Below are 23,308 nucleotides of genomic sequence, written 5' to 3'. Positions count from 1 at the left end.
GAGGTCATCGACGTGGCGGAGCGGCGACTGCGGGCCGGCTGACCAGGCACAGGCCCCCGACCAGGGCGATCGACGCGATGACCGGCGCCGGCCCCGGGGCGAAGCCGGTCAGCGTGAGGGTGAGCAGCGCGCCGCCGACGAGCGGCGCGGCGACCGCCACGTGCCGTCCGGTGGCGGCTCCCGCCGGCTCCTCCCATCGGCCGAACAGGGCGGTGAGCCCGAGCAGGACCGGCGCGAGGGCGGCCGGCCACAGCGGGGCGCCGCTCCACCAGGCCGCCGAGCCGGGGAGAGGAGTAGTCGGCCCGAACCCGATGGTCGCGAGCCCGGCGACGGCGACGAGCGCCGTCATGTGCCACAGGTAGACGGTCATCATGCGGGGCGCGAGCGCGGTGAGCACCGCCTCGGCGCGGGGCCGGCGCGCCAGCGCGTTCAGGGCGGGGCGCAGCAGCATCGCCAGGCCGAGCTGGCCGGCGAAGAGCGCGAGCAGGCACGCGCTCGGCGGGGCCATGTTCGAGATCGCGCCGGGCATCCCGATCATGCTGGCCGGGTACGGTCCGGCCGCCACGAGGGCCGCCACCATCGCGAACCCGGCCACCGCGAGCGCCGCCGCGCGGCGTCCCCGCAGCCACTCCAGGCCGCCGTCGGCGTACCGGAAGCCGACCTGGTGGACGGCCAGCCACACGAACGCGACGTTGAGATAGCCGGCGGCCTCCAGCCCCGAGAAGCGGACCACGTCCGTCAGCACCGCGCCGCCCGCCAGCACGGGCAGCGCGACCCCGGCCCGTACGCGCAGCAGGCAGGGGGTGGCCACCACCGCGAGCAGGTAGACGGCGAGGAACCACAGCAACTGGCCGACGGTCCGCGCGGCCACCTCGACCGGCTGCGGGGGCACGCCGAGCGCCGTCAGGAGGTGGGGGAGCGGCAGCCAGACGGCCGCGAGCGGCGCCACCGGCCAGGCCAGGCGGCGCACCCGCCGCGCCGTCCACTCCCGCGCCGTCCACTCCCAGGCCGTCCGCTTCTCCGCGCTCGGCCGCCGCGTCGACCGCTCCCGGGCCGCCCGGCCCGTCTCGCCCGTGTCCGGCAGGCCGGCGCGGCGTGCCGCGGACCGGAAGCTGATCGCGTTGGCCGCGCCACCGGCGAAGAAGACCAGCGGCATCACCTGGGAGATCCAGGTGACGAACGGAGCCGCCGCCAGGGCGTTGCCCGTGGTCAGCCGTCCTCCGGCGTACGACAGGACCGGCATCGCCCAGTGCTGGACGACCACGAGGACCATCCCGAAGACGCGCAGGATGTCGATGAAGCGGTCCCGGGGCCCGGGGGCGGCCGGGGCCCGCGCGGGGGCGGGGGGAAGCATGGTCAGGGACACGGGGGAGCCGCCTTCGGTGTGTCGATCGTCGGTTGCCGGACGCCGGTCGTCCGTCGCGGACCCGGCCGGAGAGCGGACCGGAGCGGGGAGCGGTCGCGACCGCGCGATCCGGCGCCGGCCCGAGATATGAGGAGCGGGAGAGACAGTGAGCGGGGAGATGGACCGTCAGGAGCTTCTGCCGGGAACCGCCCGGCCGCTCCAGGGTCCCGCCCGGCCGCCGTCCGGCGCAGCGACGGAGCCACTACTCCCGATCATGGGCGAGCCCCCACCATCGGGGTGGGGCCTGCCCTACCACCCCGGCGTACGGGCAGGCGGGCGGACCTCGGCGGCCGGGGGAGGATGACGGCGCCGCGAGGCGGGTTGGTACCGTTGCGTCCGACGCGCGCAGCGCAGCGAAGTCCGGTGAGAACCCGGCGCTGTCCCGCAACTGTGGTTCCCCGCCCCCGGGGACGAGCCAGGTCGCCTGCGTTGTGCGCCGACGCCGTCAACCCTCGTGGAAAAGGGTGATCCGTCCAATCCCGCGGGTCTCTCGATTTCCCGGCTTTCCCCCTTTGGAGGACCCTCGTGAGGCCCCTGCGTACGGCCGTCGCGGGTGTGGTGCTGGGCATGCTCGGACTGGCCGGCTGCGGCCAGAGCGACGGCTCCGCCACTTCCGCGTCCCCCGCCGCCTCGAACCCCGCCGCTTCGAACTCCGCCGCCTCGGGCGGCGCCTTCCCCGTCACCGTCCAGGCGGGCAACGGCGCGGTGACCATCGCCAAGCGGCCCGAGCACATCGTGTCGCTGTCCCCGACGGCCACCGAGATCCTGTTCGCGATCGGCGCGGGGGCCCAGGTGGGCGCGGTGGACGACCAGTCGAACTACCCGCCCGAGGCGCCGAAGACGTCGCTGTCGGGCTTCAAGCCCAACGTCGAGGCGATCGCCGCCGCCAAGCCCGATCTCGTCGTGCTCGCCAACGACCTGGAGGGCGTGGTCGCCGGCCTGGGGAAGGTCGGCGTCCCGGTGCTGCTGGAGCCAGCCGCGACCAAGCTGGAGGACACCTACGACCAGATCAGGGACCTCGGCGCGGCCACCGGCAACGTGGACAAGGCCGAGGAGGTGGCCGGCGGCGTCAAGCAGAAGATCGACGCGCTCGTCGCGGCGGCGCCCAAGGGCAAGGGCCTGACCTACTACCACGAACTGGACACCACGCCGTACGCGGCCACGTCGAGCACGTTCATCGGGCAGGTCTACAGCCTGTTCGGGCTGAAGAACATCGCCGACGAGGCCCCCGACGCGGCGGGGGGCTATCCCAAGCTGTCGGCGGAGTTCGTGGCCAAGGCCGACCCCGACCTGATCTTCCTCGGCGACACCAAGTGCTGTGGTCAGAACGCCGCCGCGCTGGCCAAGCGGCCGGGCTGGTCCGGCCTGGCCGCCCTGAAGCGGGACCGTGTGGTGGAGCTCGACGACGACGTCGCCTCCCGCTGGGGACCGCGCGTCGCCGACCTCGCCCAGGTCGTCAGCGACGCCGTCCAGAAGGCGGCGGGCTGAGCCGGTGGTGACGCGCAGGCCCCCGGTGACGCGCACGCCCCCGGTAACGCGGTGAGAGCGGTGCCGCGGCGGGTCCGGGTGACGGGGTGACGGCGGCGGGCCGGTCACGCCGGGCGTTGCTCGTCGTGTCCGTCGTGCTGCTGGTCAGCCTGATCGCCGGCCTGGCGGCGGGCGCGGCGGTCATCTCGCCCCGCGCCATCGCGCTGGCCCTGCTCGACCGGCTGCCGCTGGTGTCCCTGCACTCCGGCCTGCAGCCGAACGAGGAGGGCATCGTCTTCCAGCTCCGGGTGCCCAGGGTGCTGCTGGCCGCCGTCGTGGGCGGCCTGCTCGCCCTCGCGGGGGCGGGCTACCAGGGCGTCTTCCGCAACCCGCTGGCCGATCCGTACCTGCTCGGCGCGGCGGCCGGGGCCGGGCTCACGGTGACGCTCGTCGTGGTCTTCCTGGGCGGCGACGCGGGGGTGGCGGCCGTGCCGGTCGCCGCGTTCGCGGGGGCCGTCGGCGGGGTCGTCCTCGCGTACGCGCTGGGACACACGGCGGGCCGGGGTGGCGGCACCGCGACGCTCGTGCTCGCCGGGGTCGCGGTCACCTCGTTCCTCACCGCCATCCAGACCTTCGTGCAGCAGCTCAAGGTCGACGAGCTGCAGCGCATCTACTCCTGGATCCTCGGCGACGTCGGCGGCGGGTGGGAGCAGCTCCGCATGATCGCGCCGTACGCGGTGGTGTCGACGGTGGTCGTCCTGCTGCACGGGCGGCTGCTCGACGTGCTGTCGGTCGGCGACGAGGAGGCGGTCAGCCTCGGCCTGCACGCGACGCGCGTGCGGTTCACCGTGCTGCTGGCCGCCTCGCTCGCCACCGCGTCCGCGGTGGCCGTCAGCGGATTGATCGCCTTCGTCGGGATCGTGGTGCCGCACGTCGTCCGGCGGCTCGCCGGGTGGTCCTACCGCGTCGTGCTGCCGCTGTCGTTCCTCGGCGGGGCGGCGTTCCTCGTGCTGGCCGACACCATCGCGCGTACGGTGCTCGCCCCGGCGGAACTGCCCATCGGGGTGGTCACCGCGTTCGTCGGGGCGCCCTTCTTCGTCGCCGTCCTGCGGATGACCCGGCGGGTGGAGACGTGAGCGGCGACGCCGCCGGCCCCGGCGTCCCGGCGGTGGAGGCGCGCGGGCTGGGCGTCACGCTGGGCGGGCGGCCGGTGCTCGCGGACGTCACCCTGTCGGCCGCGCCGGGGGAGTGGCTTGCGGTCATCGGCCCCAACGGCGCGGGCAAGTCGACGCTCCTGCGGGCCGTCGCCGGGCTGGTGGCGCGTCAGGGCGAGGTGCTCGTGAACGGCGCGGCCGTGGACGGCCTGCGCCCGCGCCGGCGGGCCCGGCTGGTGGCCTACGCCCCGCAGAGCCCGGCGCTGCCGCCCGACATGACCGTGTACGAGTACGCGTCGCTCGGCCGCACCCCGTACATCTCCTATCTGGGCAGCGAGAGCGCCAGGGACCGCGAGGTGACGAGGTCGGTGCTGGAGCGGCTCGACCTGGACGACTTCGCGACCCGGCCGCTCGGGCACCTGTCGGGCGGCGAGCGGCAGCGGGTCGTGCTCGCCCGCGCGCTGGTGCAGCAGGCGCCGGTGCTGCTGCTGGACGAGCCGACCACCGCCCTCGACCTGGGGCACCAGCAGCAGGTGCTCGAACTCGTCGACCGGCTGCGCCTGGCCGACCGCCTGACCGTCGTGACGACGTTGCACGACCTCAGCCTCGCCGGGCAGTACGCCGACAGTCTGGTGCTGCTCGCCGCGGGCCGCGCGGTCGCGGCGGGCCCACCCGGGCGGGTGCTGGCCGAGCCGCTGCTGACCGAGCACTTCGGCGCCCGCGTCCGGGTGGAGCCCGGCGCCGACGGGCGGCCGCTCGTCCACCTGGTGCGCCCGCCGCTGCCTGCACCGATCTCCGCCGGGGACGAGAGGTGACCGGCCTGCCGCGGCCGTCGCTGACCCACCGGGCCGAGGACGGCGCGCGTCTCGGCACGCTGCTGTGGCGGTTCGGGCCGGGCTGGCGGATGATCTCCTCGGCGATGCTGGGCGGCGGGATCGGCCCCCGGGAGTGGGTGCTGAACGCGCAGGTCGCGAGCGGCTACGCGCGCATGGACCCGGTGGAGCACATGGCCTCGCTCGGCCCTGAGGGCCCCGGCGTCGGCATGATGACGGCGGCACCGGTCGAGCGGCTCCGCGTGGCGGCCGACGGCGGAGCGGAGGCCGCCGCCACGGTCGGCCTGGGCGTGCCCACCTGGGCGGCGTCACCCGAGGGCGTGCCCGACCCCGGCCTGCCGGCCGTCCCACAGCCCGGGCGGAGGCCCCCAGGGCATGCCCCGGAGCGCGGGCGGGAGGCGACCCGGGAGACCCCCGGCCCGGGGGACGCGACGGCGTGCCTGCCCCGCCCGGGGACGGTCAACATCCTGGTGGCGGCGCCCGTGGCCTTTTCCGACGCGGCGCTGGTCAACGCCGTCATGACGGTTACCGAGGCCAAGACCCAGGCGCTGCTGGAGGCGGGTTTCGCCTGCACCGGCACCGCGTCGGACGCGGTCTGCGTGGCCGTACGGCGGGAGGGCCCGGCGGAGCCGTTCGGCGGCCCGCGCTCCGTCTGGGGCGCGCGGATCGCCCGGGCGGTCCACCGGGCCGTCCTCGACGGCGCCCGCGACTGGGCGGAACGCGCCGCTGAGTGAAGGCGGCTGCTCCGTGAGGGCGGCTGCTACTTGAACGTGACGGTGTTCACCATGTGGTCGATCAGGCCGCGGTCGCATTTGCCGGTAGGGCAGAAGAACGTGATCAGCACCGCGGTGCCGGTGTCGCCCTGCCGCACGAGGTAGGCGTAGAAGTCGAGCCGGCCGCCCTGCTGGGGGTCGCTCAGCACGCCCTCGATTTGGAACGCCGGCTTGGCCCCGACCGTCGTGGGGGACGGGACGCCGGTGTAGGCGACCGTGCCGGGGAAGGCCGTCTGCAGGCTCTCCTGGAGCTCCATCGGCGAGTCGGAGAGGCTCAGGGTATTGCTGACCTGGGCGAACACCCCTCTGGCGCGATCCGGCTGACCCGTGATGATCGGGTTCACCCTCGACCAGTCGGTGTTGCCCGGCACCGCGAACAGCGCGTCGAACTCGTCGCGGGCAGGGGAGGCGATCATCCACTGGTCGGCGTTGGTCCTGGCCTCGCCCCAGGTCGAGGGGTAGGCCATGGTGAACGGCGCGGCGGTGCTGCCCGGGTAGGTGTTCCACGTAGCGGCGGTGTCCCCGCCCCTGGTGAGCAGCAGCGTGGCGGCGACGGCGATGGCCGTCAGGACCGCCAGGCCGCCGATCAGCGGTCCGAGAGGGAGTTTGCGCCGGGCCGGCGGCCTCCCCGTCCCCGCCGCGACCGTGGCCTGCGTGTGGGACGACCCAGGGGGATACGACCCGTGATGCGAACCGTGGGGTGAGCCGTGATGCGAGGCCGCGGCCTGTGCGCCGGAGGGATGCGAGCCCGGAGGATACGACCCCTGATGCGAACCGGGGTGGGATCCGGGGTGCGATCCGGCCTGGCCGCCGGGGTACGAGCCCTGGTGGGGGCCGGGTTGTGTGCCCGGGTGGGTGGCGGGATACGAGCCGTACTGGGCGCCGGGGTAGGAGGCCGGCTGCCCGGCGGAGGGCCGGGAGACCGGCGGGACGGACGACGGCGGGACCGAGGACGGCGGGACCGAGGACGGCGGGACCGAGGACGACGCCGGGGGATACGACCCTGCCGGTTGGGACTGGGCCGGCTGGGACTGGGCCGGCTGGGACTGGGCCGGCTGGGACTGGGCGGGATGGGACCCGCCGGGGTAGGAGACCGGCGGGTAGGAGGAGGCCCCCTCCGCCGGGCCGCCCGCTCCGCCGCTGATCGCGTCACGCAGGGCCGACACGAACGCCAGGCAGGTCGCGTACCGGTCCTCCGGCGCCTTGGCGAGCGCCCGCGTCAGCACGGCGTTCACCGCGTGCGGCAGGTCCGGCCGGTACGGCGTGAGCGGCGGCGGATCGTGCGAGACGTGGGCGTAGAGCAGGGCGAGTTCGGTGTCCCGCTGGAACGGCGGCTGCCCGGCGAGCGCCTCGTAGACGACGCAGGCGAAGGCGTAGAGGTCGCTGCGCCCGTCGACCGGCAGGCCGCGGATCTGCTCGGGAGCGACGTAACGCGGGGTGCCCATGAAGTGCCCGTGACTGGTCAGCCCGGCCTCGGCCGACGAGCTCTTGGTCAGCCCGAAGTCGGTGAGGTAGACGTGCTCGGACCGGGTGACCAGGATGTTGGCCGGCTTCACGTCCCGGTGCACCAGGCCGTTGGCGTGCGCCGCGTCCAGCGCGGAGGCGATCTGCGCGAACAGCGGATTGGCCCGCCCGACCGGCAGCGGCCCCTCCGACTGCACCAGCTTGCGCATGTCGTAGCCCTCGACGTACCGCATCGCGATGAACAGCAGCTCGTCGCGCTCGCCGGCCTCGTACACGGGGATGATGTTGGGGTGGTCGATGCTCGCCACCAGCCGCGACTCCCGTACGAACCGGTCGCGGAAGCGGTCGTCCTGGGCGAGCTGCGGCGCGAGCACCTTCAGCGCCACGGCCCGCCCGAGCCGCTGGTCCCGCGCACGGTAGACCGTGGCCATCCCCCCGCGCCCGACGACCGCCTCGACCGTGTAGTCGCCGAGTCGCCGCCCGATGAGCGGAGGCATCACCGGCCCCTCCGTCATGCGGATTCCCCCCTGAACGTTCTTCGGATCACTGGTCGACCGGGTTCCCGCAGAAGCCGCAGAAACGATGTCCCTGGCCCAGTCGCATGCCGCACTGCGTGCAGAACTTCAGCTGCGCCTGTCCCCGTGGCGGCGAGAGGTCCGGCGGGTACGACCGCCCCTGCGGCGGCGACGGGTCCGGGGGGTGGGAGTGCCCGCCGGGCGGCGACGAGTCCACCGGCGTCTGGGCGGCCGGTCCACCCGAGGGCGCCGGCCGCATGACCTCGGGCGACCGGGCGGCCTCGGCTCCGAAGACCCGGGTGACCGCGTACGGCGGCCAGGAGGGGCCGGCGTCACCGGCCTCGCCCGCCGACCCGCCGCTCGGGTGACTGACGGGATAGGCGTCATGGTGGGCGTCGGCGTGGGCGAGGTCCTGGGGCTCGGGAGCGGCGCGGTCGGCGGCGCTCCTGCGCCGCAGCAGCACGACGCCCACGACGAGCAGGACCAGGACCACGACACCGCCCGCCGCCCAGACCAGTGGCGACACGGACGACTTGGGCTGCTCCGCCTGCACCGGACGGGTCGGCCGCTTGGCGCCCGAGTCCTCCGCCGTGCCCGCCTTGGCCTTGGCGACCCGCAGGTGGTCGGCCGCGACGGCGTGGTCGGGCCGGAGCTTGAGCACCTGCTCCAGCACCGGCGCCGCGTTCGAGTAGAGCTTGTTGTGGTAGGAGGCGAGCGCGTTCTCGTAAACCACGTCGACCGGGCCGCGGCGGGGGGTGATCCCGACGCCGACGAGCGCGGTGCGGATCTCGTCGGCGGGCGTGATGGTCAGCGGGACGTCGCCGCCTCCGGCGAGCAGCCCGACGACCTCGCTCTTGCCGTCGTCGATGAGGGCCGCGCCGGGCGCGCCCTCGGCGAGGAGCCCGGCGAGCTTGGCGCGCTCGTCGTCCTTGAAGGTCCGGCTGCCCGGCGGGTCGAGGTGCGCGGTGTCGAGCTTGGGCGGCAGCTTGGCCGACGGCCTGCCGGTCAGCGTCATCACGTCGAGCGACGCGATGCTGCCGGCGATCGTGGTGCCCAGGGGCGCCGTGGGCAGAGACTGCTTCTCGCCGCCCTTGGTGACCTTGAGCACGGCCGGGGCGGCCGGGGAGGTCCCGGTCGTGAGGATCTGCGCGGGCAGCCCTCCGGTCGGCGGGTCGAGGTAGGGGTAGACGGTGACGTTGGTGGTGACCGTCGCGATGCAGGTCGAGTCGCTCTCCTGGGGCGGGTAGCACCCCTGGAGCCGCCGGTCGAGGTCGGGATCGTCGAGCGTGTGCCGTTTGAAGTCCGCCGGCACCTTGACCTTGAAGTATTCGGCGAACACCCGGTTCGCGGCGTACACCCGGGGGTCCTGGGCCGACTGCACGACCTGGGTGGCGGTCACGACCACCCCGTCGGGCGTGATGGTGAAGCCGCTGCCTCCGTCGAGGTCCACGTCGTACTTCCGGGCGATCTGCTTGATCACGCCGCGGTCGTCCAGCAGTGTGATGGACACGGTGGAGGACGACTCGACGCGTACGGCACCCGGGGTCACGCGGTCGGTGGAGCCGCTCGGGTGTGGGTGGAGCATGGGCGCCGCGAGCACGGCTAACGCGCCCAGCCCCGCGACAAGAGAGTGCAGGCGGGGCATTCTGCGTCTCCTCGGCCTTCTCGGATCGGTTAAAGCGTCTCAGTGCGGACGGTGCTCGACAAGCTGAGCACCGTGACTGACATCCACTTGATACAGGGCAATGATCAGTCAGTCACTTGACAACCACTTGCAGGGCGATTGCTGGGCAGATTCGACTGATGCGCGTTATGCCGGATAAGAGTTACGCTGCGCGTCATGCGCGTTTCCCCCCTTCGCTCGGTTCCCCGCGTCGATCTGCTGATCGGCCTGGCCATCATGGCGCTGGGCACCCTTGAGGCGTTCACGGTCGCCGGCAGTTACGGCGCGGCCGAGACACCCGAGCTGTGGTGGGTCGGGCAGGCGGTGGTCACCGGCGTGCTGGTCTGGTACCGCCGCAGGTCGCCGGTGACGGTCTTCATCCTGATGATCCTCGCGCAGTACGTGTGGCACCGGCAGGGCTACGAGCAGTGCCCCGTCTGGCAGCTCGCCGCGCTGCTCATCGTCTTCCACACGATCGGCGCCCATCTGCCGGTGCGGCACGGCGGGCCCTGGGGGCTGGCGGGCATCCTGATCTTCGACTCGGGCGCCGTCGACCACCGGTTCCTGCCGTTCGAGGAGGTCATCTTCCTCACCGTGATGTTCGGCTCGGCGTACGCCACGGGCCTGGCCCTGCGCGGCTACCTCCTGCGCGCGCACCGGATGGCCGATCGGGCGGCGCGCCTGGAGATGGAACGGGAGCGGCGGGCCGCCGAGGCCGTCGCCGCCGAACGGAACCGCATCGCCAGGGAACTGCACGACGTGGTGGCCCACAGCGTGAGCATGATGGTCATGCAGGCCGGGGCGCTGCGGCGCAGGATGGGCGTGGCGCGGGAGGACGGCCCCGGCCCGGAGGCGGCCATCCTCTCCGGCATCGAGCAGGCGGGCCGCGACGCGGTGGAGGAGCTGCGGATCATGCTCGGCGCGCTGCGGATGCCGCAGGACGAGGCGCTGCCCCAGCCGGGGCTCGACATGGTGCCCAACCTCATCTCGACGGTCGCGTCCTCCGGCCTGCGCGTCACGCTGGAGACCGAGGGCGACCCTGTACGGCTCGCGCCCGGTCTCGACCTGTCGGCGTACCGCATCGTCCAGGAGGCCCTCACCAACGCGGTCAAGTACGCCGGCGAGGCCGACGCCCGCATCGTCGTGGCCTACCGTCCCGACCGGCTGGAGCTGGAGATCGCCGACAACGGCGGGCGGGCCGCGACGGCGCTGTCCACGGGCAACGGGCTCATCGGCATGCGGGAGCGGGCCGAGCTGTTCGGCGGACGCCTGGAGGCGGCGCCGCGGCCGGAGGGCGGCTTCCGCGTCCGCGCGACGCTGCCGATCGCGCAGGCGGCGCCGATGAGCGAGGCGGCGAGTTGACGATCCGCATCGTCCTCGCGGACGACCAGGCCATGATTCGGGCGGGGCTGCGCATGGTCGTCGAGAGCGAGCCCGGCATGGAGATCGTGGGCGAGGCCGCCGACGGCGCCGAGGCCGTCGCCCTGGCGACCCGGGTGCGGCCGGACATCGTGCTGATGGACATCTCCATGCCGCGCATGGACGGCCTCGCCGCGGCCAGGCGGGTGCTCGACTCGCCCCATCCGCCCAAGGTCATCATGCTGACCACGTTCGACACCGACGAGAACCTGTACGCCGCGCTGCGGGCGGGCACCAGCGGCTTCCTGCTGAAGGTGTCGCCGCCCGAGCAGCTCGTGGAGGCGATCCGGGTCGTCGCCGCGGGGGACGGACTGCTCGACCCCGCGGTCACGACGCGGGTGATCGCCTCGTTCGCCGGCCGGCACGAGCCGGTGCGGCCCCCGCAGCTCGCCGAGCTCACCCCGCGTGAGCTGGAGGTGCTGCGGATGCTCGCCCGCGGCCACACCAACGCCGAGATCGCCAAGGAGCTCTTCGTCGGCGAGGCCACGGTCAAGACCCACGTCGCCCGCGTGCTCATGAAGCTGAACCTGCGCGACCGCGCTCAGGCGGTCGTGTTCGCGTACGAGTCGGGCGTGGTGACGCCGGGGTCGGCGCTCGGGTAGTACGACCGCCACTGGGCGTTCGTCATCTTGAGCACCTTGAGGCCGAGGTAACCCATCGCGATGACGGGGGCGCCCCAGAACGGGATCGTCGCCGGGCTGTAGGGCACCGCCACCGCGCCGAGGTAGCCCACGGCGACCACGGCCGGCACCCACCAGTGGACGAACCCGGTGCGCGAGACGGCCAGCAGGAGCAGCGGCAGCCCGACCATGCCGAAGTAGATCCACGGCAGCGTGAAGCCGAAGACGACGCCGGGGATGTCGAACACCTCGTTGAACATCTTCTCGCCCTGCTCGACCGGGTAGTGCTGCCCGAACCACCACTCCACGGGGTCCATGAGGAGCAGGGCCGAGACGCTCATGTACCCGATGATCGTCATGCCGCCCGCGATGTGCCCGAGAATGACGGACTTCTTGCGCACCAGGTGCAGCAGGCCGAAGGCCGCGATCGGGACGAGCATCCAGCTCCAGTGGTAGAGCGCCGACTCCAGCTGGGCCAGCGCCGGGTTGGCACCGTAGCTGACCATCTCGCGGTCGTCGCCCCACGTGCCGGGGTCGACCAGGAGCGCGACGAACTGCAGCAGCGGCGCAACGAACAGCAGGACTCCGGTGACGCCTCGCCGGAAGGCCACCGAGTCGGACAGTTTGAACATCGATCTTTCCCCTTCGGGTCCGTCTTCCTACAGCCGGGGACCGTAGGTGACGGAACGCGGCGGACTCGTCCGCCGCCCGGATGATGCGTCCTCATCCGCTGGGGCTACTTATCGCCTTCAGGCGAGGTATGTGTATATTTTTCGGAAGACGGCTCACACTACGGGAGATTTTTCATGAAGGCTTTCCCGTCGGTCCTGTTCGACGAGGCGCACAGCGAGGCCTGGACCATCCGGCGGGAGGTCGCCGAGGCCATCAATCCCGCCCATCCCGACGACAACAGCTACGCGGAGGCCGCCGGGACGCTGCGGCGGCTCGGCCACACGGTCCGCGCGCACACCGAAGGTCCCGTCACCCCGGCCGTACTGGACGGGTGCGACGTCTTCGTGGTGGCGCACCCCTCCGACGCCCGCTGGGAGCGCACGACCGGCTCCGGCAGCCCGGTCTTCGCCGACGCGGAGATCGACGCCGTCGAGGCGTACGTCGCGGGCGGCGGCGGGCTGATCGTGCTGGCCGAGCACGAGCAGGACAAGTACGGCAGCAACCTCGGCGCCCTGCTCACCCGCTTCGGGGTCACGGCCGAGCACGCGACCGTGCAGGACCCCGGCAACTGCCACAACACCGTGGCCACCTGGGTCCTCGGGGTCCCCTCCGCGCAGGCCGTGACCGAGCCCGGCGGCGTGGCCCAGGATCTGCTGGCGGAGGTTCGGCGGGCCTGCTTCTACCGCGCCGGGACGCTCGGCGTCCCCGCCGGGGCGACCGTGCTGTTCGCCGCCTCCGCGTCGGCCGACCCCGCGGGAGCCCCGCTCGCCGTCGCCGTACGGCACGGCAGGGGCCGGGTGGTCGTGCTGGCCGACTCCGACCTGTTCGGCGACGACTCGATCCGCGACTACGACCACGAGAAGCTGTGGGGCAACCTCGTGACCTGGGCCGCCCGGGTGCCCGAGGCGTCCGGAGCCGCGGCGCGCGACGCGCGGCACGAGGAGGTCGCGGCCGGTTTCGCCGCGCTCGCGGCCGCCGTCGAGCGGCTGCGCCCGCTGCAGGCCAAGGACGGCTCGGTCACCGGCGACCACGACGAGGCCGTGGCGTGCATCAGCGAGATCGTCGACGGCGTCGCGCGGCTCGCGCCGCACTTCCCGCACGACGCCGAGTATCTCGACGCCGTGATGAAGGACTTCCGCGCGTGGGTGGCGGCCGGGCTGGGCGTGCCCGACTTCCTCGACTCGCTCAACGCCTTCCACCCCGACACCCAGCGGACCGACGGCCTGGAGCACCTGGTCGTCTTCCCGATGTACACCCAGAACGGCAACCTCAACCGGAACGTCGAGGCGGTCTGGATCCGGGTCGTGTGGCCGGCGTGGCTGGCCGAACTGGAGCGGAACGGCTACGACAACCCGATGTTCGTGCCGATCGCGTTCGAGGGCTTCACCTCCGGCTACGACACCAACTCGGCCGTGCTGTTCCCCGAGACCGTCGCCGTGCGGCAGACGCCGCCGCGCTTCACCTGGGGCGGCATCTTCTGCGACCGCGAGGCGGCCCGGTTCCGCCGGGTCAGCGAGGCGGCCGCCGCCACGCTCAAGCTGGAACTGCCGCCGGACGCCGCCCGGCTGCTGGCCTCGCAGGACCTCGCCCAGGACACGTTCGTGCTCTGGGACCTCGTCCACGACCGCACGCACAGCCACGGCGACCTGCCGTTCGACCCGTTCATGATCAAGCAGCGCATGCCGTACTGGCTCTACAGCCTGGAGGAGCTGCGCTGCGACCTCACGGCGTACGGCGAGGCCGTGAAGCTGGAGGCCGCGGGCGTGCCGCACGCGCGGTACGTGCAGTACGCCATCCTGTTCGACCGGCTGTTCCGGTTCCCGATCACCGGTGAGCGGGTGCGCAACTACGACGGGCTCGGCGGCCAGCTGCTGTTCGCCTACCTGCACCGGCAGGGCGTCGTCCGGTGGACCGACAACCGGCTCTCGGTCGACTGGCCGCGGGTCGCGGACGGCGTCGCCGACCTGCGGGCCGAGGTGGAGAAGCTCTACCGGGACGGCATCGACCGGTCCAAGCGCGCCCACTGGCTGGCCGCGCACCGGCTCGTGTCCGCGTACGTCGAGCCCGACCCGGCCTCGGTGTGGCAGCGGGGCGCGGAGGCGCTGCCCGCCGAGCAGAAGGCCATGGTCGACGCCGTGCTGCCCGACGAGTTCCCCCTGAGCATGTTCTATGAGGCGCTGCGCCGTAAGCTCACCGACGTGGTGGAGTCGACCCGGGGCATCCGGGCGTGAGCGCGGACCTGGAGGAACGTGCGATGAGCAGGGTGATCGTGGTCACCGGGGCGGGCGGCCCGGCCGGGCGCGCCGTCGTCGGGCGGCTCGCCGGCCGGGGCGACACCGTCGTCGCCGTGGACAAGACCGGGGCGGACGGGGCCCTGGCCGTCGACCTGCTCGACCGGGACGCCGTACGCGGCCTGGCCGAGCGGGTGCGGGCCGAGCACGGCCGGGTGGACGGCGTCGTCCACCTGGTCGGCGGCTGGCGCGGGTCGAAGACCTTCGCCGAGACCTCGCTCGACGACTGGGACCTGCTGCACGACCTGCTGATCAGGACCCTGCAGAACGTGTCGCTGGAGTTCGAGCCGCTGCTGCGGGCGAGCGGGGACGGCCGCTTCGTGATCGTGTCGGCCCGGGCGGCGCGCAAGCCCGTGAAGGGCGGCGCGGCCTACGCCGCCGCCAAGGCCGCCGCCGAGGCGTGGACGCTGTCGCTCGCCGACGCGTTCACCGGCACCTCCGCCGCGGCCGTGGTCCTCGTCGTCACCGCGCTGGTGCACGACGAGATGCGGGCCGCGAACCCGGAGAAGCCGTACCGTACCTTCACGGACGTGCGGGACCTCGCGGCGGCCGTCGAGGCCCTGTGGGACCAGGACGCGGCGGAGGTCAACGGCCGGCGGATCGACCTCACGCCCGATCCGGTCGGCTGAGCCGGCGCTGTTCCGCTGAGTGTTGTGGGGAGAGATTTCGTGACAACCGATGCCGTACGGCGGCACGACCCGGCGATCCGCACCTTCGCGAGCGACAACTACGCGGGAGTGCATCCGGAGATCCTGGAGGCGATCGCCCTCGCCAACGAGGGGCACCAGGTCTCCTACGGCGACGACGTCTACACCGAGGCGCTGCAGGGGGTCTTCCGACGCCACTTCGGCGAGCAGGCCGAGGCGTTCCCGGTCTTCAACGGCACGGCGGCCAACGTGGTGTCGCTGCGGTCGATGTGCGCGCACTGGGAGGCGGTGATCTGCCCGGAGACCGCCCACGTCAACAACGACGAGGGCGGCGCCCCGGAGGTCGTCGGCGGGTTCAAGCTGCTGACCGTGCCCACCCCGGACGGGAAGCTCACGCCCGATCTCCTCGACCGGCAGGCGTGGGGCTTCGGCGACGTGCACCGGTCCCAGCCCCGGGCCGTGACGATCTCCAACGCGACCGAGGTGGGCACCGTCTACACGCCCGACGAGATCAGGGCGCTCTGCGACCACGCGCACGAACTCGGCCTGGTCGTCCACCTCGACGGCTCGCGGCTCACCAACGCCGCCGCCGCCCTGGACGTGCCGCTGCGCGCCCTGACCACGGACGCGGGCGTCGACGTGCTGTCGTTCGGCGGCACCAAGATCGGGCTGATGCTGGGCGAGGCCGTCGTCGTGCTCAACCCGTCGGCGACCAGGGGCCTGCCGTACCTGCGGAAGACCGGCATGCAGCTGGCTTCGAAGATGCGGTTCGTGTCGGTGCAGTTCGAGGCGCTGCTCGCGGGCGACCTGTGGCTGCGCAACGCGCGGCAGGCCAACGCGATGGCCCGGCGGCTCGCCGCGGCCGTACGGGACCTGCCCGGCGTGACCGTGCCGCGGCCGGTCGAGGCCAACGGGGTCTTCGCGATCCTGCCCGCGGACGTGGCCGACCGGCTGCGCAAGCGGTTCCGGTTCTACAACTGGGACGAGCAGGTCGGCGGGGGGATGATCGAGGTGCGGTGGATGTGCGCCTTCGACACCACCGAGGCCGACGTGGACGCCTTCGCCGCCGCGCTCGCCGAGGAACTGCGCGCCTAGGGAGTGCGTCTCCCCGGGATCAGGGACCTGGACTGCCGGCCGACGGGAGGTCCGGTCCGGCGGGAGCCTCCCGGCTGGGCCATGCGATGTCGTCGACCGCCAGAAACGGCTCGCCCGCCACGTTCGCCGGGGTCACCCCGATGAACTCCATGACGTCTCGATGCAGATGGGACTGGTCGGCGTAGCCGGCTTCCACCGCGACTCGGGCCGCGCTGTCGCCCGCGACCAGGCGGTGGGCGGCGTGATCGAAGCGGACCAGCTTCGCGGCGCGCTTGGGCGGCAGGCCGATCTGTGCGTGGAATCGGGACCACAGGCGCTTACGGCTCCATCCGAGCTCGGCCGCCAGCCGATCGACCCGGACCAGGCCGCGACCTCCGGCGATCCGGCGCCAGGCCCAGGCCACCTCAGGGTCCACCGGCGGCCCCGCCTCATGCCGGCGGGCGAGCAGCGCGCCGGTCAACGCGAAGCGATCCTCCCAGGAGGAGACGTCGGCCAGCCGCTCACGGATCCGCGACGCCTCCCGGCCCCACAGGTCGTCGAGGGCCACCACGGCGCCGCCGAGGTCGGCGGGGGAGACGCCCAGAATCGCGCGGGCGATGACCGGGGACAGGCGTACCTGCACGCACTCGACGTTCTCCCCCCGTGCCCAGGCCGCGCCTCCGGACCCGAGCCCGGGCCCCGCGACGAGGCTTCCGCGCTGCCGCCGCCCGGCGGCGTAGTCCACGACGGGCGAACCGGCGCCGAATTCCAGCAGCAGCGTCACGGCCGGGTGCGGGACCATCCGGAGCGCGTCCAGGTCACCGACGCGGAACCCGGCCATGGTGACACCGGCCACCCGGCCGGGCCCCCGTGGACAGGCGACGTCCCACACCGTCTCACCGTGCACGAAAGCCGACACGACCGCCAGGCTATGCCGAGCGCCGCGCGGAACGACCGGAGGGAACGACCGAGGGGAACAACCGGGGGGAACATTCGTCCAAGACGCCTGCGCGCACCGGCGGCGACAGTGGGCGCATGACTGTTTCCGACGGCGATCGGCATGCGCAAACCGAGACCACCGAAAGTTCGACGCTGTCCCTGGACGACGGCGACATCCACGTGTGCCAGGACGGCCCCCGCGACGCCCCGGCACTCCTGCTGATCCACGGGTCCGCCTCCTCGGCCCGCTCGTGGGACTCCCTGGTTCCGCTGCTGACCGGCTCGCATCGCGTCATCCGGATCGACCTGCTCGGGCACGGGCGGTCGGCCAAACCGGCCGGCCCGAGCTACGCGACCCCGGACCAGGGACGCCGGGCCGGCGTGGCACTGGACCGGCTCGGCGTCGAGCGCGCGATCGTGGTCGGTCATTCCAGCGGCGGCGCGGTCGCCACCGCTCTCGCCGAGCGACGACCCGACCTGGTGATCGCGCTCGTGCTCATCAACACCGGACCCGGCATGGCCGCCTTCATCGCATCCGAGTCCGCCGTGATCGCACCGTCGCAGTGGCCGCCGGCCGACGAGCAGATCCGCCGGTTCGCGAGCACCGGTTTCAGCCGCGCGGGCTATCAGATCCCACAGGAGCTTCTGGACGAGGTACGCATGATGACCTACCACACGCTCACCGCGACAATGGCGGGCACCCGCGCCTACCTGGAGGAACAGGCGCTCCCCGAGCGGCTGACGGCCCTCGGCAAGCCGCTTCTGGTGATCTTCGGCGAGGACGACCGCAGGTGGCGATCCTCGTCCGCCGCCGACTACCGGACGGTTCCGGGCGCGAAGGTCGAGTTGCTGCCCGGTCTCGGGCACTCGCCCATACTCGAGGACCCGGCGAGGACCGCCGGCCCCCTGCTGGCCTTCACCGCGATCCACGCCGGGAGGGGCTGAAGGCCCGCCCGCCGTCACCCCCAGCCGACGGCGGGCCGGCCGGAGAGGGTCACGGTGCGGAGAGGGTCACGGTGCGGGGAGGGTCACGGTGCGGGGAGGGGCTGGGCGCCGCGGGCGGCCAGGAACTCCTTCATCGTGCGGATCTCGGCGTTCTGGCTGTCGACGATGTGCTGGGCGAAGGCCCGCACCTCCTCCCGCGACGAGAGCCGGAGCAGGCCCTCGGCCATCTCCACCCCGCCCTGGTGATGGCGGATCATGAGCTGGAGGAAGAGGATCTCGGCGTCCTTGCCGGTGGCCGCCCTCAGCCTGTCCATCTCGGCGGGAGTGGCCATGCCGGGCATGGTCCCGCCGGGCGCCATGGCGGTGGCGGCCCCGCCGCCGTGGCCGTGCCCGGACATCCAGGCCATCGGGGGGCGGCTCGCACTCTGGTCCAGACCCCACTGCTGCAGCCAGCCCATGAAAATTCCACGTTGCGTGCTCTGCGTCGTGATGATGTCGTACGCCAGGCCGCGCAGCGCCTGGTCGGAGGTCTTGTCGCGGAGGGCGAAGGACATCTCGACCGCCTGGGCGTGGTGGACCCCCATGTCCCGCGCGAACCCCGCCTCGGGCGAGGAGTCCGAGGGCGTTCCCTGCCTGGTGAAGAACACCACGAGCACCGCCGCCGCGAGCAGTACGGCGATCAGCCCGAGGAGGGGGAAGGAGCGCCGGGGCGGGGAGGCGGTCTCGACCGCGGCGTCGAGGTCAGTGCTCATCACCCACAGGGTACCGCCGCCAAACAAGATCTACCCGAAGTGGTAGGTATAACCACTATTCTCCATACCCAGCGGGGGCGTCAGTGATCAGTGCTTGGAGGAGCGATGACCAAGGAGAAGGCGCAGGCGAGGCGTGAGCACCTCGCCCGCATGCGCGCCGACCAGAAGCGCAAGGAGCGGCGCGCCGCGCTTCTCATGTGGGGCATAGGCGGCCTCGTCATCGTGGTCCTGGTCGCTCTTGTCGCCGTCTGGGTGGTGAAGGACCGTTCGGGCAAGTCGCTCGGCGCGGTCAAGTCCTTCAACTACAAGGGCTCCGACCACTCTTGGGCGAAGGTGGACTACAAGGAGAACCCGCCCGTCGGCGGCCAGCACAACTACTACTGGCAGAACTGTGGCATCTACGACAAGCCCATCCACAACGAGCACGGCGTCCACTCGCTGGAGCACGGCGCGGTGTGGATCACCTACCGTCCGGACCTGCCGAAGGCGGAGGTCGACAAGCTGAAGACCATCGCTTCGGCCGACTACATGCTGCTGAGCCCGTACCCGAACCTGCCGGCCAAGGTCGTCGCCTCCTCGTGGGACCACCAGATCATCCTCGACGGTGCTGAGGACCCCCGCCTGCCGGAGTTCGTGAAGAAGTACAAGCAGAACCCGACCTACACCCCCGAGTACGGCGCGTCCTGCACGGGCGGCGTCGGCACCACCTCCGAGCAGCCGCTCCCGCCGCCGCAGGCGGAGACCAGCCAGGAGCCGATGCCCGGCGCGTCCCCGTCCTCCTGACCGGGGTAGTAGCCCCTTCTGGAGGGAGTCAGGGAACCAGCAGGCGGTCCACGGGCACGGCTTCGAGCCCGTGGGCCTCGGCCACCGGGCGGCTCGCGAGGTGGCCTTGATGGGTGCTCAGGCCGAGGGCGAGCGCGGGGTCGGCGGTCAGCGCCCCGCGCCAGCCCAGGTCGGCGATCGACAGCGCGTACGGAAGCGTCACGTTGGTCAGCGCGTACGTCGAGGTGTGCGGCACCGCCCCGGGCATGTTGGCCACGCAGTAGAACACCGACCCGTGCACCCGGTAGACCGGGTCGGCGTGCGTGGTCGGCCGGGAGTCCTCGAAACAGCCGCCCTGGTCGACGGAGATGTCGACGAGCACCGACCCCGGCTTCATCCGGGCCACGAGATCGTTGCTCACCAGGGTCGGCGCCTTGGCGCCCGGCACGAGCACCGCGCCGATCACCAGATCGGCGTCCACCACCGCCCGCTCGACCTCGTACGCGTTGGACGCGACGGTCTGGCAGTCGCCCCGGAAGACCAGGTCGGCCTGGCGCAACCGGTCGACGTCGCGGTCGAGCAGCAGCACCTGGGCCCGCATGCCGACGGCGACGGCGGCGGCGTTCATGCCGGACACGCCCGCGCCGATCACTACGACCTTGGCCGGATAGGTGCCGGGGACGCCGCTCATCAGCACCCCCCGCCCGCCGCCCTGCCGCATGAGGTGGTAGGCGCCCACCTGGGGAGCCAGCCGCCCGGCGACCTCCGACATCGGCGCGAGCAGCGGCAGCGTGCGGTCGGGCTGCTGCACGGTTTCGTACGCGATGCCGGTGACGCCCGACTCCAGCATGGCCCGGGTGCACGGCTCCGATGCGGCGAGGTGGAGATAGGTGAACAGCACCTGGCCCGTACGCATCCGGTGGTACTCGTCCGGTTCGGGCTCCTTGACCTTCAGGATCAGATCGCCCTCCGCCCACACCTCGTCGGCGGAGTCGAGGATCACCGCCCCCGCGGCGGCGAAGTCCTCGTCGGGGATCGCCGACCCCCTTCCGGCGTCCTGCTCCACGACGACCTGGTGGCCTTTGCGGACGAACTCGTTGGCCCCGGCAGGGGTGAGCGCGACGCGATACTCATGGGTCTTGATCTCTCGGGGCACTCCCACCTTCATGTTCTCACTGTCTGCTCCCCGTGTTTGCCCTGGCAGTGGGCAACGAGCAACAATTTGGCTGGCATTCATGACAAATGGTCAGGATTGGAAGCCGCTGAACCGCATATGGTCGCCCGGTTACCTACCGTTGGCATAGGTCGGTAGGCTCTGCGAGCGATGTCAGGGATCGAGGTGGGGATGCAGAACGCGCCCGTGCCGGGAGACGAGGAACCCGGTCCGCGGCCCGGCGGACCGACCCCGGGGACTGAGACGGCACCGTTGCAGAGCGTGGCCGGCCCGGACGACGCCGGCGGTGTGCCCGCCGGGACGTACGGCCGGACCGGCGGCAGGCACGCCGCACCGTACGGCCCGCCCGGCGGCAGCCACGCCGCGGAGTACGGCGCGCCCGGAGACGGACCGGGTGCGGCCGGCGACCCGTACGGCCCGCAGGAGATCCCGCCGGACGGGTTCGGGCAGACCGAGGTGATCGGCGCCGTTCCCGGCGTGGGCGGCGACCCGTACGGTCCCCGCGTGACCGATGACCCGTACGGGGTCGCGGGCCTCCCCGACGGCGGCCTCCGCGATGCGGAGGTACCCGCGGGGCTCGGCGCGCCCGGGCATCCCGGCGCCGCTGGGCCGGACGACCTGCCCCCCGGCGTGTTCGCTGACGTTCCTCCGGGCGTCCCCCTCGACGTTCCTCCCGGCGTTCCCGTCGAGGTGCTCGCCGACCTTCCTCCCGTTCCGTCCGACGTCGTGGTCGAGGTGGTCGAGGAGGCTCCGGCGGATGTGCCCCTTGACGCACCCGCCGGCCCCGCGGCTCCGGAGGGGCCGTCGGAGCCGCGCGCGGCGAGGGGGACGACGATCGCCCTCGTGGCGGCGCTCGTGACGGTGGTCGTGATGTCCGGCGTCCTCGGGGCGGTCGCGGTCCTGATGACCCGCAATCCGGACGCGCCCCCGCTCAAGCAGACGCCCGTCCACACGTTGACCACTCCCGTGCACTTCGCCCCGGTCACCGGGGTGCGGCCCGCGCCCTGCGAGGGGACCGACGCGATCCCGGACGACAAGGGAACCACCTGCTACCTGCTCGACCCGGGCGTCACGGTCAAGACAGTGCAGAAGATCGAAGAGGTGCCCGACAACGACGGCACCTATTCGGTCCGGCTCGTGCTGTCGCCGTCGAGCCGGGAGGAGATCGCCCAGCTCACCCGGGACACCGTCAAGCAGCAACTCGCGGTCGTGGTGGGCGAGAAGGTCGTCGCGGCGCCCCGCGTCGCCCAGGAGATCACGCAGGACAGCCTCGGCATCGCGGGCTTCGACAAGGCGCAGGCCGACGCGATCATCGGGTTGCTGACCGGAGGATCGGCCCCCGCGGGCCAGCAGCAGAACCCCACGCCCGGCGCCGGCCAGCCGGACGGAACCCAGCAGGGCGGGACTCAGCCGGGTGGAACCCAGCCCGGTGGAACCCAGCCCGGTGGCACGCAACCGGGCGGCACGCAACCGGGCGGCACACAGCAGGGTGGCACACAGCAGGGTGGAACTCAGCAGGGCGGGACCCAGCCGGGCCTCGACCAGTCCGGCACGAACCAGAACGCCCCTCAGCCCGGCTCGACCCCGCCCGGCGTCTCCCAGCAGAACGGCGGGCAGGGCACGATCAGCTCCGGCTCCCGCACCGGCTCCTCTCAGCCCGGGGCCACGCAGGCCGCTCTCACCTCGGCGGGCACGGGCGGAGGGAACGGCGGCCGGTACGCCTCGTGCAAGGAGGCGAAGGCCCACGGCGCCGGGCCGTACACGAAGGGCCGTCACCCCGAGTACGACTGGTACGTCGACGTCGACCACGACGGCGTCGCCTGCGACCCCGACGACATGGTCTGACCCCTCGCCCCGTCAGGCGTACGGCGCGACGGGAACGCCGTGCCGCACCCACCGACGGCCCATGTCCGCTACGGCCCATGTCCGAGCGGGCCGCGGTGCCGATACCCGGCCGAGCCGGGGCTGTCCGGCGGGCGTGCAAGCCGCGGGCAATCGGGGTGCAAGCAGAGCCCGGTAGCGTGCGGAGCGTGTCAGCACCATGGTTGCGAGGCGTGGCCGGTTCGGCCGCCGCCGCCGCGTTGCTTCTCCCCGCCGCTCCGGCGCTCGCGCACTCCGCGCACTCCGCGAACTCCGCCGCGCAGGCCCCGGCCCCGTCCGCCGCACAGGCGGCGTCCATGGGGCTCAGGCCCGCGCCCGCGACGGTCGCCAAGAAACTCTTCGGCGCGTGGCTGCGCCGGGACCGCCACGCGGCCTCCCGGGTCGCCACCGCCGGCGCGGTCTCCACGATCTTCGCCTACCCCTTCCGGGCCCCGGACAGGTTCGCGGGCTGCACCGGAGGGCGCGACTGCCGGTTCGTCCACACCAGCGTGAACGTCCCGGGCGGGCTCGACGGCATCCTGATGGTCGTCTCGGGCTCGAAGGTCGTGAAGGTGTACGAGTCCCGGCACCTCGTCAAGCCGTCCGCCGCCGCCACCCACCTCTTCAAGGCATGGCGCGCGGGCGACCGCTACCGGGGTCTGGAGGCCGCCACGAACAGGGCCGTCACCACGCTCTTCCGGAACAGGTTCGACCCCAAGGGCGTGGCCTACATCTTCCAGGGCTGCAACCGCGACTCGAAGGGCTACAGCTGCGCCTACTCCTACGAGGGGGGCGCGATGTTCATGCGGCTGGGCGGCTCGAAGGCCCGCGGCTACGAGGTGACCTCCATCGGCTACATCGCCGACTGAGCCCGAGAGC

At 72.9% G+C, this 23,308-nt stretch carries 20 protein-coding genes; 13 read left to right on the top strand and 7 right to left on the bottom strand.

Annotation, left to right across the window (positions count from 1 at the left end; all coding sequences use genetic code 11):
- Positions 1–4: 4 nt before the first annotated feature.
- On the bottom strand, positions 5–1,366 hold the full coding sequence (locus tag FED44_RS17175; RefSeq protein WP_244302017.1) for an acyltransferase family protein: 1,362 nt from the start codon (positions 1,364–1,366) through the stop codon (positions 5–7).
- 564 nt (positions 1,367–1,930) lie between these two features.
- Here FED44_RS17175 and FED44_RS17170 point away from each other — a divergent pair.
- The 4 genes from FED44_RS17170 to FED44_RS17155 all read left to right on the top strand — a co-directional run bounded on the left by FED44_RS17170 (position 1,931) and on the right by FED44_RS17155 (position 5,593).
- Positions 1,931–2,893, top strand: coding sequence for an ABC transporter substrate-binding protein (locus tag FED44_RS17170; RefSeq protein WP_138461288.1), 963 nt, complete (start codon positions 1,931–1,933; stop codon positions 2,891–2,893).
- Between the two features lie 86 nt (positions 2,894–2,979).
- Positions 2,980–4,008: a FecCD family ABC transporter permease gene (locus FED44_RS17165; protein WP_111701876.1), complete on the top strand. Its 1,029-nt coding sequence runs from the start codon at positions 2,980–2,982 to the stop codon at positions 4,006–4,008.
- On the top strand, positions 4,005–4,841 hold the full coding sequence (locus FED44_RS17160) for an ABC transporter ATP-binding protein (protein WP_244302015.1): 837 nt from the start codon (positions 4,005–4,007) through the stop codon (positions 4,839–4,841). The genes FED44_RS17165 and FED44_RS17160 overlap by 4 nt, the downstream gene beginning before the upstream one ends.
- Positions 4,838–5,593: an adenosylcobinamide amidohydrolase gene (locus FED44_RS17155; RefSeq protein ID WP_396699275.1), complete on the top strand. Its 756-nt coding sequence runs from the start codon at positions 4,838–4,840 to the stop codon at positions 5,591–5,593. Before FED44_RS17160 ends, FED44_RS17155 begins: the two co-directional genes overlap by 4 nt.
- Before the next feature lie 26 nt (positions 5,594–5,619).
- On the opposite strand, the gene FED44_RS17150 is transcribed toward FED44_RS17155, so the two are convergent.
- A complete protein-coding gene (locus tag FED44_RS17150; protein WP_138461287.1) occupies positions 5,620–7,611 on the bottom strand; it encodes a serine/threonine-protein kinase in 1,992 nt (663 codons plus the stop codon).
- Between the two features lie 28 nt (positions 7,612–7,639).
- Positions 7,640–9,256 carry a zinc ribbon domain-containing protein gene (locus tag FED44_RS17145; RefSeq protein WP_111701878.1) on the bottom strand — a complete coding sequence of 539 codons (1,617 nt, stop codon included), beginning with the start codon at positions 9,254–9,256 and terminating at the stop codon, positions 7,640–7,642.
- Between the two features lie 195 nt (positions 9,257–9,451).
- Here FED44_RS17145 and FED44_RS17140 point away from each other — a divergent pair, with 195 nt between their 5' ends.
- On the top strand, positions 9,452–10,636 hold the full coding sequence (locus tag FED44_RS17140; RefSeq protein WP_111701880.1) for a sensor histidine kinase: 1,185 nt from the start codon (positions 9,452–9,454) through the stop codon (positions 10,634–10,636).
- Entirely contained in the window at positions 10,633–11,295 is a 663-nt protein-coding gene (locus FED44_RS17135; RefSeq protein WP_138461286.1) for a response regulator, read from the top strand. Before FED44_RS17140 ends, FED44_RS17135 begins: the two co-directional genes overlap by 4 nt.
- On the opposite strand, the gene FED44_RS17130 is transcribed toward FED44_RS17135, so the two are convergent.
- Positions 11,235–11,945, bottom strand: a complete 711-nt coding sequence (locus tag FED44_RS17130) for a hypothetical protein (RefSeq protein ID WP_111701884.1) — start codon at positions 11,943–11,945, stop codon at positions 11,235–11,237. The two genes, FED44_RS17135 and FED44_RS17130, sit on opposite strands and share 61 nt — an antisense overlap.
- Before the next feature lie 174 nt (positions 11,946–12,119).
- Between FED44_RS17130 and FED44_RS17125 the strand changes: the two genes are divergently transcribed.
- The 3 genes from FED44_RS17125 to FED44_RS17115 are packed head-to-tail and all read left to right on the top strand — an operon-like array spanning position 12,120 to position 16,018.
- Positions 12,120–14,216, top strand: coding sequence for a DUF6421 family protein (locus FED44_RS17125; protein WP_138461285.1), 2,097 nt, complete (start codon positions 12,120–12,122; stop codon positions 14,214–14,216).
- Positions 14,217–14,239: 23 nt separating this feature from the next.
- Positions 14,240–14,905 carry an SDR family oxidoreductase gene (locus FED44_RS17120; RefSeq protein WP_111701908.1) on the top strand — a complete coding sequence of 222 codons (666 nt, stop codon included), beginning with the start codon at positions 14,240–14,242 and terminating at the stop codon, positions 14,903–14,905.
- A gap of 39 nt (positions 14,906–14,944) precedes the next feature.
- Positions 14,945–16,018 (top strand): threonine aldolase family protein, encoded by a 1,074-nt coding sequence (locus FED44_RS17115; protein ID WP_187406041.1) that lies wholly within the window; start codon positions 14,945–14,947, stop codon positions 16,016–16,018.
- A 19-nt stretch (positions 16,019–16,037) separates the two neighbouring features.
- Here the strand turns inward: FED44_RS17115 and FED44_RS17110 are convergent, their stop codons facing one another.
- Positions 16,038–16,916 (bottom strand): AraC family transcriptional regulator, encoded by an 879-nt coding sequence (locus tag FED44_RS17110; RefSeq protein ID WP_138461284.1) that lies wholly within the window; start codon positions 16,914–16,916, stop codon positions 16,038–16,040.
- A gap of 116 nt (positions 16,917–17,032) precedes the next feature.
- Between FED44_RS17110 and FED44_RS17105 the strand changes: the two genes are divergently transcribed.
- Positions 17,033–17,881, top strand: coding sequence for an alpha/beta fold hydrolase (locus FED44_RS17105; RefSeq protein ID WP_138461283.1), 849 nt, complete (start codon positions 17,033–17,035; stop codon positions 17,879–17,881).
- Between the two features lie 83 nt (positions 17,882–17,964).
- On the opposite strand, the gene FED44_RS17100 is transcribed toward FED44_RS17105, so the two are convergent.
- A complete protein-coding gene (locus tag FED44_RS17100) occupies positions 17,965–18,633 on the bottom strand; it encodes a DUF305 domain-containing protein (protein ID WP_138461282.1) in 669 nt (222 codons plus the stop codon).
- A 105-nt stretch (positions 18,634–18,738) separates the two neighbouring features.
- Between FED44_RS17100 and FED44_RS17095 the strand changes: the two genes are divergently transcribed.
- Entirely contained in the window at positions 18,739–19,416 is a 678-nt protein-coding gene (locus FED44_RS17095; protein ID WP_111701894.1) for a DUF3105 domain-containing protein, read from the top strand.
- 28 nt (positions 19,417–19,444) lie between these two features.
- Here FED44_RS17095 and ald read toward each other — a convergent pair whose 3' ends face one another.
- Positions 19,445–20,563 carry an alanine dehydrogenase gene (gene ald, locus FED44_RS17090; RefSeq protein ID WP_111701896.1) on the bottom strand — a complete coding sequence of 373 codons (1,119 nt, stop codon included), beginning with the start codon at positions 20,561–20,563 and terminating at the stop codon, positions 19,445–19,447.
- A gap of 156 nt (positions 20,564–20,719) precedes the next feature.
- Here ald and FED44_RS36470 point away from each other — a divergent pair, with 156 nt between their 5' ends.
- Together FED44_RS36470 and FED44_RS17080 are read left to right on the top strand one after the other, a co-directional pair.
- Positions 20,720–22,414: an excalibur calcium-binding domain-containing protein gene (locus tag FED44_RS36470; protein ID WP_138461281.1), complete on the top strand. Its 1,695-nt coding sequence runs from the start codon at positions 20,720–20,722 to the stop codon at positions 22,412–22,414.
- Between the two features lie 185 nt (positions 22,415–22,599).
- Entirely contained in the window at positions 22,600–23,298 is a 699-nt protein-coding gene (locus tag FED44_RS17080) for a hypothetical protein (protein WP_133306060.1), read from the top strand.
- The last annotated feature ends 10 nt before the right edge of the window (positions 23,299–23,308 follow it).

This window comes from Microbispora triticiradicis, assembly GCF_005864065.1.
Taxonomy (GTDB): domain Bacteria; phylum Actinomycetota; class Actinomycetes; order Streptosporangiales; family Streptosporangiaceae; genus Microbispora; species Microbispora triticiradicis.
Note: the sequence above shows the minus strand (reverse complement) of the source record. Positions and strands in the feature narration are given on the sequence as shown.